The sequence below is a fragment of the Candidatus Magnetobacterium casense genome (assembly GCF_019173545.1).
GTDB classification, from domain to species: domain Bacteria; phylum Nitrospirota; class Thermodesulfovibrionia; order Thermodesulfovibrionales; family Magnetobacteriaceae; genus Magnetobacterium; species Magnetobacterium cryptolimnobacter.
The window spans coordinates 1-1,190 of the sequence record NZ_JABXWD010000736.1 but is presented as its reverse complement, the minus strand read 5'-3'; the positions used below and the strand labels follow the sequence as shown (position 1 = coordinate 1,190).

Annotated in this window: 1 protein-coding gene; it reads right to left on the bottom strand. The window is 50.5% G+C overall.

All coding sequences use genetic code 11. The features are described 5' to 3' along the window. Positions 1-43 precede the first annotated feature (43 nt). On the bottom strand, positions 44-1,190 hold a 1,147-nt coding region (locus tag HWQ67_RS19175), incomplete at its 5' end, for a caspase family protein (protein ID WP_218254297.1).

Genomic DNA, 1,190 nt, shown 5'->3' with positions numbered 1-1,190 from the left:
ATGCTTGAGCAACATGACCACGCTTGAATGGAGTGCTACCCATCTACTTCTTCTTCACCGCAATGGGGAAATCTGGAATTGTCTGTGGCTTTGTGGTGGTTGGGGTCTGTTTGCGACCTGTTAGTTCCCTTACCCGTTCTGAGATATAGGCATCGAGGGTGTTTATCGTTATCTTCCCTGACTTTCCCAGGACGGCCTCACCTTTAACCCCCTCAACTAGCGCCTTTGCAAACGCACCATTGCCCCATTGGAGGCTCTCAAAGGACAGTTGTCTGCCCGTGGAGGACGCAAATACCACAACGCCGTTCTCTGCGCTGACCAAATCGTTAATCACCCGGGTTAGGTCTACCCCCATGTCACTCTTTGCACCCATGTCACTTTTTGGCCCCATAACGTTGCCTGAATGACAGGTGTCCAGAAACAACAACGATTTGCCTGCAATGGACGTTACGGTTTTCTTGATCTCTGAAAACGGTACCAATGCCTCTATCGTATAATCCTTCTCTGCAGAGAGGTAGGGCAGGTAGTGATAACCGGTTGAGTCATCTATACCATGACCTGACATGAATATCATCGCCACGTCCTTGCTCGTTGTCTGTCTCAGTATCCATTTAAAACCGTCAAGGATATTTTCCTTACTGGCCTCAACATCTGTAGATAAACCGGATACAACATCACTTACGAGTACCCTGGTTACAACATCACTGTACAGGAGGCCCTTCTGGAGTTTGAAGGCATTTGCAAAGTCTTCGGCATCCTTTACCGCAAACTTGAGATTCTTTTGGGGATCAACCCTCTTATAGTTATTGACGCCTATGGCAAGTATATAGAGCTTTGGCCCTACAGGGACCTCTTTACCATCCCATATGAGCCTTACCATGTCAGGCACGCTTGAGGCATACTTGTTCTCCGCAATGAGCGATACCTCACAGTCCTGCGGCGGGATGGTTATCCTGACCACGCCACTGTCCACCTCTGTAAAGGTGACGGGTCTGCCGTCTACCAGCACCTTAATGCCGGTGACCGGTTCGCCTGAAGGCGTGCGCACGACGTACTCAATCGTCACGTCGGCACTCTTGAGTTCCGTGCCATATTTCGGTGAGATGATCCTAACAACAGGCGGCAACATGCGCTCAACCGGTTCCTGTGACTTGCTCACTCCGGAGGTCTCGTTTGCCGCCTTGACCGCC